Genomic DNA, 744 nt, shown 5'->3' with positions numbered 1-744 from the left:
GCGCGCAGGTCCGTGAGGTCGAACAGGGCGATCGCCAGGACCGCGGCGAACCCGGCGCCGGCGTTGACGCCCAGGATGCCCGGATCGGCGAGCGGATTGCGGCCGACTGCCTGGATCACCGCGCCCGCCACCCCCAGGGCCATGCCGACGAGCACGCCCAGCAGGGTGCGCGGCAGCCGCAGGTCGCGAACGATCACGTGGTCGTTCGAACCGTCGTAGTGGAACAGCCCGTCCCACACGGTCGCGAGCGGGACGTTCTTCGAGCCGACGGCGACGCTGAGCAGCATCACCGCCGCCAGCGCCCCCACGGCGACGATCAGCCACAGGGCGCGGCGCACGCGCGAGCCCGACGTCGCTCCCGGGGCGTTTCCCCGGGCGGGCGGCGCGGGTTCGGCGCGTCCGGCGGGCGCGAGCGTCGCGTCGGGTGGTGCGTTCACAGCCCGACGCTCGCCAGGGTGGCCTCGACCTCGTCGAGGATGCCCTCCACGACCTCCTCGTCGCGGTCCTGTTCGGGTATCGCGTCGAAGGCGGTCTCCAGGCGGTGCCGCACCTGCGGGTCGAGCCGCGCGTAGCGCTCGTCCCATTCCTTCTCGTTGTGCGTCCAGTAGCCGATGACCTTGTACATCCGGGCGGGCAGGCCCAGTTCGTGCCGCACGTGGCGGCGGATGTCGCGCAGCGCGCGGGTCTCCCCCGCGGCCCACACGTAGCCCGGTCCGGCCGGCAGCGTCACCGCGCGCAGGGCGT

Annotated in this window: 2 protein-coding genes; both read right to left on the bottom strand. The window is 73.9% G+C overall.

Annotated elements, in window-relative coordinates; translation table 11 throughout:
* Nucleotides 1-338: iron chelate uptake ABC transporter family permease subunit (locus tag GT354_RS04220; RefSeq protein ID WP_346011840.1), on the bottom strand; the 338-nt coding region annotated here is incomplete at its 3' end.
* A gap of 95 nt (nucleotides 339-433) precedes the next feature.
* Nucleotides 434-744: SIP domain-containing protein (locus GT354_RS04215; protein WP_161354804.1), on the bottom strand; the 311-nt coding region annotated here is incomplete at its 5' end.

Source organism: Streptomyces sp. SID3343 (assembly GCF_009865215.1).
Taxonomy (GTDB): domain Bacteria; phylum Actinomycetota; class Actinomycetes; order Streptomycetales; family Streptomycetaceae; genus Embleya.
The sequence above is the reverse complement of the archived record's forward strand: the minus strand, read 5'-3'. Positions and strand labels throughout refer to the sequence as shown.